An 8356-nucleotide genomic window follows, 5' to 3' on the forward strand; every position below is an offset into this window, starting at 1 on the left:
ATGTATGGAATAATAAAAATATGAGATTTCATAAAAAATAATGAAAAAAACAACATGATAATGTATAATATTGGAAAAAACATTGTTAAAAATGAAATTAGCAGAATATATTGCGATCGGTTTGCTCTGTTTGCAAAAAAGTAAATACGGTAATGGAATCAGGGAGAGAGGGGGAAAGGTATGAGGGCAAAAAGAGTATTTCTTTCGCTTCACTGTCTATTTGAATTTTACGCGGGGATTACCGGAGCGACGTTTATTCTTTTTCTGTATAATAAAAATCTGGATACAATGGAGACGAATCTGATCGTTGCCACATCACTGATCATTACATTTTTGATGGAGATTCCGGCAGGAGCATTATCCGACTTTCTTGGGTACAGAAAAACGACTATTTTAAGCGGAATTCTTTTGTGTGTGACAAACGTATTGTTTTTGATTGGAAACAGCTTGGGGATCTTTTTCCTTGCACAAATATTTCTGGGACTTTCGTGTGCATTTGAATCGGGAACACTGGACGCATGGATCATCAAATATACGTCAAAGAAAGAGTGTGAGCAGATTTTTGTAAAAAAGAATAAATATATTTCCACGATGATGATTGTGGCAGGACTTGCCGGAGGGATCGTGGCAGACTGGATGATGGAGGGGATTTTTCTCGCTGCTCTTGCGGCGTCAGTGCTCTATACAGTTACAGCGTCAGTATTTATGCAAGAGGAAGAGGAGATAAGGATGAAAGAAAGGAGCATGAAAAACGCGGCAGATGGACTAAAAAGAATCATTTCTGTGAGTGTGCGATACTGTGTGAAAGACAGGAATATTCGGAGGATTATCCTGTTTAACAGCGTACTTGTTTTTTGTCTGTCCCCGGTTTTTGTATTCTGGTCCCCGATATTGCATGGGTTTGAACGGATCAATTATACGCTGATCGCACTGGCGTGGATCTTTATGCGTTTTTCCATGTTGGCAGGAAACATGTTGGTAGAGCGAATTTGCACAAGATCAGTTCGGGCGATGGCTGCAGCTTCCGTTGTCTGTGGAGTGAGTATTATCGTCCTGGCATTTCAAAATACATTTCTTCTGATTTTTGCGGGGATTCTCGTATTTGAATTTTTGCTTGGAATTATCTATCCACTGAGAGAAACGGCGCTGAACAGAGAAATAGCTAATGAAAATCGCGCCACAGTCCTGTCTTTCCATTCCATGGTTGTATGTATCTTCAATTACGTATCTATGATTGTAATGGGCAAATTGGCATTGATATTTTCTATTCGTGCAACATGGATTTTGAGCGGTGTGGTTTTGTGTGCGTCGGCAGCAGTGCTGTTTTTGACGGAAGGGGGGAAAAAGAATGTTAGGGAAACTTTCAGTAAAAGGGATCATGATCAGCATTAGCGTGGCAGGAGTCCTGCTGATTTTTTTACAGGCAGCAGATGTGGCCATGGAAAATGCTTATATGTTCATGAACACGGAGGAGGTATACTATAGTTCTGTTATGACGGAAGACTATACCCGATGGTTAGAAATCAATGAGCTTTTGCAGAGTGCAAGAATCTGGATGAAGCTGACATTGCAGCCTGCACTTTGTCTCATCCTGCTCTGGAATGGGGTGGACATCGTATACCGAATTTTGAGTAAATGCGAAAAAATGAAAAAAATTGTTCCGTTTGATCAGCAAACAGAGCAGCAGACCGAAGAGCAAGACAAAGAGACGGAAGAAACAGAAAGGCAGCAAGAAACAAAGAGGGAAGAAGAATCATATGAGGCATTCCGCAGACCGGAAAAATAACCTGAAATCAGCTGACCCTTTGCGGAAACGGGAGGAGGCAGCCGAAAAGCTGGAGTATTATGGAGAAAAAGTTTATAACAAATCATGATTTTCAAACGCTCATAATTTCTATCCTGATTAGTTATGTGGGGGATACGTTGTTCGATCTGTTTATTGTTTGGAAAGTAACATTTGAATCTGATAGTATTATGAATGCTGCATATATGATAGGAGGGTCTCTCGCTTTTCGGGGGATTTTAGCTCTTGTCGTTGGGATTATAATCGATCGATTTGATAAAAAGAAGTTGATGATTGCAGCAAACAGTGTTTCGGGAGTAATTATTTTTTTGTTTTGGTGTTTTTATGGTTTTGCGATTCAGCATATCAGTCTTTGCATTTTCTTCATACTGTTAAATGATATATGCAATACGGTCTTTGCATCTGCATATACAACTTATGCGGCAGAAAGATTTGAGAAAACCATATTTATCAAGTTTCAATCCACTGTGACAATGTTTGCCAGAACAATTTATATTGTTGGATCGGCAGTGACAGGATGGATGATTACTTGGTTTTCGGGAAGCGGTATGTTTTTAATAGATACTGCCAGCTTTTTTACCTGTGCCTTTTTAATAAGCAGATTGTGTGATCCTGACAGACATGCAGAAAGAAGTAGCAACAGCAAAGCCTTGATGATTTCTTTCATAAAAGATATAAAAATTTCATACCGTTCCATTTTTCAGAGCTCATTGATTCGAAGCATAGTTATTATTATGTTTTTATTAAATCTGGCATATGGATTTGTACCTAATATTTTGCCGATCATGTTTTCCGTTCAATCAGAAAGTTCCATTACCCTTGGGCTTATAAAATCTATGATGGCCGTAGGCGAAATCATCGGTTTGATAATTGTAAATCAATTTGGCCATTATGTAAGCAGACTCTTTAAACTGGCAATGTTAGTCTGCGGAGCATGCATGTTGTGCATTCCAATATCCTCTCTTTTTCTGGTAGGTTTTATTTTCTTGATATATGGAATGTTTGATTCGCTAACGCAGCCGTTGTTTAGTTATGTCATTACAACAATTGATGCAGATAATCGCGGGAAAATACTGGGAGGGATTGATACGCTTATTTTGATGTCTCCTTCCATCGGCATTGCTATTGGAACTCATTTCCTCACAATGAGCGATACGAATGGATTTTTGTATTTATCAGGCATATTCTTCACAGCTTTATTATTCCTGCTTTTGAATAAAAATTTGAATCACATAAGGTTGATGGAAAACGCAGATAGAAAATGAAAGATCGGTCATATTTCGGGGAAAGGGTCGTTTATATGTTCTGCCCTATCCCCGTATATTTTAAAATAAAGAGTAATCCAGTCTTTTGGAGATATACTCCAGCATCTTGATTCCTCCAAGGCTGTTGCCTTTGCTGTCCAGTGCAGGACCGAAGACACCGATTCCCATGTGGTTTACAAGGGGAACAGCGATCCCGCCGCCTACACCGCTCTTTGCCGGAAAGCCTACGGACATGGCAAATTCGCCGGATCCGTCGTACATGCCGCATGTCAGCATGAGAGCACGGATTGCTTTGGCGCTTTTTGCTTCGATAAGGATTTCTCCGGATGCAGGATCGACGCCGTGGTTTGCCAGTACAAGGCTCATATGGGCGATATCGTGTGCTGTGACGTTGACAGAGCACATTTTGAAGTAGAAGTCGAGACATTCTTCTACGTCGCCTTCCAGGATGCCCGAAGCTTTCAGATAGTAAGCAAGCGCCCGGTTTCGGTCTCCGGTCTGTTTTTCCGATTCGTATACCGCAGTGTTGAGGGAGATCTCCTCGTTTCGGCAGAGCTTTCGGATGAAGTCCAGAAAGCGGCCGAATTTTTCATCGGAATCTTTCCCGCTGATACAGCTTGCGACAGTAATAGCGCCGGCATTGATAAATGGATTAAACGGGCGTGTCTTTGTCTCCAGCTTTACGATGGAATTGAAAGGGTCCCCGGTCGGTTCCACGCCGACTTTGTCGTGGAAGAGATGATCAGCTCCGCAGTCCCGGATTGCCAGGATCAGGGATACCAGCTTGGAGATACTCTGGATCGTAAAAGGAATGTTTGTATCCCCCGCCTCCAGGACATTGCCATCCATGTCGATCGTACAGATCCCGAGATAATATTTGCTGACATTTTTCAGCTCTGGTATATACTGGGCGGTCTGCCCCATATGAACAAATGCCTTCCCGTAATGGAGCGCATCCTGCAGAAGTTCTTCTTTTAACATATCGTGTATCCTCCGTGTTGCAAATCTGGGGAAAAAAGAAGACGAAGCGACTGATTTGGTGCCCCGTCTTCGTTTCCTGAAATTTTAGCTGAGCTCAACTCTTTCAGCCTCTTCCGGTTTAAATTCTGCCCTGAGGTCGTAGATGTTATGACCGGTGGATTCGCTCAATACACGTCCCTCCAGAGAATAGCAGCGGATGAAGCGTTTTCCGTCTACGCTTGACCAGTGTTCTACATCCCATGTCATGTATCCGTCTTCGTCTGATTTTTTTTCTTTTAAATACAAATCTACCTGGCGTCCGCCCGGTGCCATCAACTTGACAAGTTCGTCTGTTGTAGCGGTAAGTTCTGTCTTGTTTACTTTATCATATACGTTCATATGATGCCCCTCCTATTGATATTCTATTTGAATTATAGTATGTTTTTATTTATAATACAACCATCTTGTAGGAATTTCACGGAGGAAGCATATGATTTTTGATACACACGCACATTATAACGATGAACAGTTTGACCAGGATCGGGATGACCTCCTGGGTAAAATGAAGGATGCCGGGGTAGGTACTGTGATGGAGATCGGAGCGTCACTTGCATCCAGCCAAAGGGCGGTCGATCTGGCAGGCAGGCATCCTTTCGTCTATGCTGCCGTCGGCGTCCACCCGGATGAGGTCGGAGAATTAAACGAAGAGACATTTGCCAAGCTTTCCAGTCTTTGTGACATGGACAAAGTCTGCGCAGTAGGGGAGATCGGGCTGGACTACTACTGGGACAAGGAGGACAGAGAGACTCAGAAATACTGGTTTATCCGTCAGCTTGACCTTGCAAGAGAAAAGGGGATGCCGGTCAATATTCACAGCCGGGATGCCGCTGAAGATACGATGGAGATCATGCGGCAGCATGCAAAAGGGCTTCAAGGGATTATACACTGTTATTCTTACTCAAAAGAACTTGCCCTTGAGTATGTGAAGATGGGATTTTATATCGGCGTTGGCGGTGTCGTCACGTTTAAGAATGGGAAGAAGTTGAAAGAGACAGTAAAAGCGATATCCCTTGAACGGATCGTTCTTGAGACGGACTGCCCATATATGGCGCCGGAGCCGAACCGTGGGAAACGCAATGATTCCAGAAATATTCACTATGTGGCGGAAGCGATCGCTGAACTGAAAGGGATATCGAAAGAGGAAGTGATCCGCCAAACAGAAGCGAACGCAAAATTAATATATTTTTCACACTCTTTTAATAATGCGAAGAACTAAAGTGTGGTATAATGATTAGAACAGGTAAAGAGAGGAAATGCATATGACAGAGCCATTTTTGGGGAATCCGCAGAATACGATTGCGGTGCTGCAGAAATACAATTTTAATTTTCAGAAGAAGTTCGGCCAGAACTTCCTGATCGATACACATGTTCTGGATAAGATTATCCGGGCGGCCGAGATCACAAAAGAGGATTTTGTTCTGGAGATCGGACCGGGCATCGGAACGATGACACAGTACCTGGCTAAATATGCCAGAGAAGTTGTGGCAGTGGAGATCGACAGAATGCTGATCCCGATTCTAGAGGATACACTTTCCGGTTTTCCGAACGCGTCAGTAATCAACGAGGATATCCTGAAGGTAGATATCGCAAAGCTGGCAGAAGAGAGAAACGGCGGCCGGCCTATCAAAGTAGTTGCAAATCTTCCGTATTATATCACGACACCGATCATCATGGGACTGTTTGAAAGTCAGGTCCCGCTTTCCAGTATTACCGTTATGGTACAAAAAGAAGTGGCATCCCGCATGCAGGCAGGACCGGGAACAAAAGATTATGGGGCGTTGTCCCTGGCGGTTCAGTTTTATGCGGATCCGTATATTGTGGCGAATGTTCCGCCGAACTGTTTTATGCCAAGACCGAATGTCGGATCGGCAGTCATCCGGCTTACGAGGCATGATGTCATGCCTGTGCAGGTAAAGGATGAAAAGCTCATGTTCCGCTTGATCCGTGCTTCTTTCAATCAGCGGAGAAAGACATTGGCAAATGGTCTTTTCAATTCTCCGGAGCTTTCGTTTACAAAAGAAGAGATAGCGGAAGCGATCGAAAAACTGGGAAGAGGATCCAGCATCCGCGGCGAGGCTCTTACACTGGAGGAATTCGCCCGTCTCAGTGATCTGATGGGAGAAGGAAGAAAATCCGATTTGACATAAAAGCACATAGAAAAAGGAGGGAAAGTTATGCGTTATGAAATCAAAGGAGAGACACTGCCTGTAGTTGTCTGTCATCTGGAAGAGGGAGAGCAGATGATCACGGAAAGAGGTTCCATGAGCTGGATGTCTCCTAATATGAGGATGGATACCGGCGCCAGAGGCGGTTTTGGAAAAGCGCTTGGAAGGATGTTTTCCGGAGATTCGATTTTCCAGAATACATACACGGCAGAGAACGGAACTGGATTGATCGCGTTTGCATCCAGCTTTCCGGGATCTATCAAAGCGTTCGAGATCGGTCCGGGGCAGGATTATATTTTCCAGAAGAGTGCATTCCTGGCAGCGGAGGCGGGAGTGGAACTGAGCGTCCATTTCCAGAAGAAACTTGGCTCCGGGATCTTCGGAGGAGAAGGTTTTATCATGCAGAGACTGTCCGGTCAGGGGACGGCATTTGCAGAGTTTGACGGCCATGTAGTGGAATATGAGCTGAAACCGGGACAGAGTATCGTTGTGGACACTGGGTATCTGGCAGCGATGACCGCATCCTGCAGTATGGATATCCAGACAGTGTCGGGAATTAAAAATATGGTATTTGGAGGAGAGGGTATCTTCAATACACTTATAACAGGACCTGGACATATCTGGCTGCAGACTATGCCTCTGAGTAATGTGGCGGGGGTACTTAGACCATACTTTCCGTCAAGTGAAAATTAAAAGATAAAGGAGGAACATCTATGGTAAAAACAGTTCAAGAAGCTTTGTTTGACATCACACCGGAAATCAAAAAACTCGCCGCGTTAAGTGAAAAAAACAACCAGATCGAAAAAGATCTGTACACGAAATATGAAGTAAAAAGAGGACTTCGCGATCTGAACGGAAAAGGCGTACTGGCGGGACTTACAAATATTTCGGATGTCTGTGCCAAGGAGATTGTGGACGGAAAAGAAGTACCTTGCCCTGGCAGACTCTATTACAGAGGATACAATATCAAGGATCTTGTAAACGGTTTTCTTGCTGCAGATCACTACGGATTTGAAGAAATTTCCTATTTGCTTTTATTCGGAGATTTGCCGACAGAGAAGGAACTTTCGGATTTTCATGATCTTCTTGTGGAAAGAAGAGTGCTGCCGCCAAACTTTGTTCGGGATGTGATCATGAAGGCGTCCAGTCCGGATATGATGAACAGTATTTCGAGAAGTATTCTTCAACTGTATTCCTATGACAGCAAGGCAGATGATACGAGTACAGAGAATGTGCTTCGCCAGTGCCTGAATCTGATCAGCCAGTTCCCTATGCTCATGGTATATGGGTATCATGCATACAACTACAAGATGGGAGAGGATCTCTTTATCTACGCTCCGAAGCCGGAACTGTCCACAGCGGAAAATATACTGATGATGCTGAGAGAAGACAGAAAGTATACGAAGCTTGAGGCACGGATCCTGGATATGGCTCTCGTTCTCCATATGGATCACGGCGGCGGAAATAACTCTACATTTACAACTCATGTTGTCACATCATCCGGGACAGATACATACTCTACGATGGCGGCGGCGATGGCTTCCCTGAAAGGACCGAAGCACGGCGGAGCCAATGTAAAAGTCGTGCAGATGTTCGACGATATGAAAAAAGTAGTCAAAGACTGGACAGACAAAGAAGAAGTGGCAGCATATCTGACAAGACTTCTTGACAAAGATGCGTTTGATAAAAAAGGCTTGATCTATGGTATGGGTCATGCGGTATATTCTGTATCTGATCCAAGAGCGGAAATTTTCAAAGATTTTGTAAAACGGCTTGCGAAAGAAAAAGGATATGAAAAAGAATACAATCTCTATGAAATGGTAGAGCATATGGCTCCGCTCATTATCGGGGAAAAGCGAAAGATTTACAAAGGGGTCAACGCAAACGTGGATTTCTACAGCGGACTCGTATACAGTATGCTGGATCTTCCTCCGGCGCTTTACACGCCGATATTTGCCGCGGCGAGGATCGTGGGATGGAGTGCGCACAGACTGGAAGAGCTGAAGAATGTGGACAAGATCATCCGTCCGGCATATAAGCCGCTTGCCCCTTACAAAGAATATGTAAAACTCGAAGACAGATAAACAAAAAAGAATCCTGCA

General features: G+C 43.8%; 9 protein-coding genes. 7 read left to right on the forward strand and 2 right to left on the reverse strand.

The features are described from left to right. Positions 1 to 180: 180 nt before the first annotated feature. From FLB61_RS12710 to FLB61_RS12720, 3 genes are read left to right on the forward strand one after another with little or no spacing between them, the layout of a single operon-like run. Complete coding sequence (locus FLB61_RS12710; RefSeq protein ID WP_221920400.1) at positions 181 to 1392, forward strand: MFS transporter; 1212 nt, start codon at positions 181 to 183, stop codon at positions 1390 to 1392. Continuing rightward, the gene (locus FLB61_RS12715; protein ID WP_221920401.1) at positions 1349 to 1786 is read left to right on the forward strand and encodes a hypothetical protein; all 438 of its coding nucleotides are present in this window, start codon (positions 1349 to 1351) and stop codon (positions 1784 to 1786) included. The genes FLB61_RS12710 and FLB61_RS12715 overlap by 44 nt, the downstream gene beginning before the upstream one ends. 59 nt (positions 1787 to 1845) lie before the next feature. Then, positions 1846 to 3069, forward strand: coding sequence for an MFS transporter (locus FLB61_RS12720; RefSeq protein WP_221920402.1), 1224 nt, complete (start codon positions 1846 to 1848; stop codon positions 3067 to 3069). A gap of 60 nt (positions 3070 to 3129) precedes the next feature. Here FLB61_RS12720 and glsA read toward each other — a convergent pair whose 3' ends face one another. Together glsA and FLB61_RS12730 are read right to left on the reverse strand one after the other, a co-directional pair. Beyond that, positions 3130 to 4050: a glutaminase A gene (gene glsA, locus FLB61_RS12725; protein ID WP_087202752.1), complete on the reverse strand. Its 921-nt coding sequence runs from the start codon at positions 4048 to 4050 to the stop codon at positions 3130 to 3132. An 84-nt stretch (positions 4051 to 4134) separates the two neighbouring features. Continuing rightward, positions 4135 to 4428: a hypothetical protein gene (locus FLB61_RS12730; RefSeq protein ID WP_087202750.1), complete on the reverse strand. Its 294-nt coding sequence runs from the start codon at positions 4426 to 4428 to the stop codon at positions 4135 to 4137. A 91-nt stretch (positions 4429 to 4519) separates the two neighbouring features. Here FLB61_RS12730 and FLB61_RS12735 point away from each other — a divergent pair, with 91 nt between their 5' ends. Genes FLB61_RS12735 through FLB61_RS12750 form a run of 4 tightly spaced genes read left to right on the forward strand, consistent with a single transcriptional unit; the run spans position 4520 to position 8338 of the window. Continuing rightward, positions 4520 to 5305 (forward strand): TatD family hydrolase, encoded by a 786-nt coding sequence (locus FLB61_RS12735; protein WP_221920403.1) that lies wholly within the window; start codon positions 4520 to 4522, stop codon positions 5303 to 5305. A 43-nt stretch (positions 5306 to 5348) separates the two neighbouring features. Next, positions 5349 to 6236: a 16S rRNA (adenine(1518)-N(6)/adenine(1519)-N(6))-dimethyltransferase RsmA gene (gene rsmA / locus FLB61_RS12740; RefSeq protein WP_087202746.1), complete on the forward strand. Its 888-nt coding sequence runs from the start codon at positions 5349 to 5351 to the stop codon at positions 6234 to 6236. Between the two features lie 27 nt (positions 6237 to 6263). Continuing rightward, positions 6264 to 6947 carry a TIGR00266 family protein gene (locus FLB61_RS12745; protein ID WP_087202745.1) on the forward strand — a complete coding sequence of 228 codons (684 nt, stop codon included), beginning with the start codon at positions 6264 to 6266 and terminating at the stop codon, positions 6945 to 6947. Between the two features lie 20 nt (positions 6948 to 6967). Beyond that, positions 6968 to 8338: a citrate/2-methylcitrate synthase gene (locus tag FLB61_RS12750; RefSeq protein WP_221920404.1), complete on the forward strand. Its 1371-nt coding sequence runs from the start codon at positions 6968 to 6970 to the stop codon at positions 8336 to 8338. Positions 8339 to 8356: the final 18 nt, after the last annotated feature.

The sequence above is a fragment of the Sellimonas caecigallum genome (assembly GCF_019754295.1).
Classification (GTDB): domain Bacteria; phylum Bacillota; class Clostridia; order Lachnospirales; family Lachnospiraceae; genus Sellimonas; species Sellimonas caecigallum.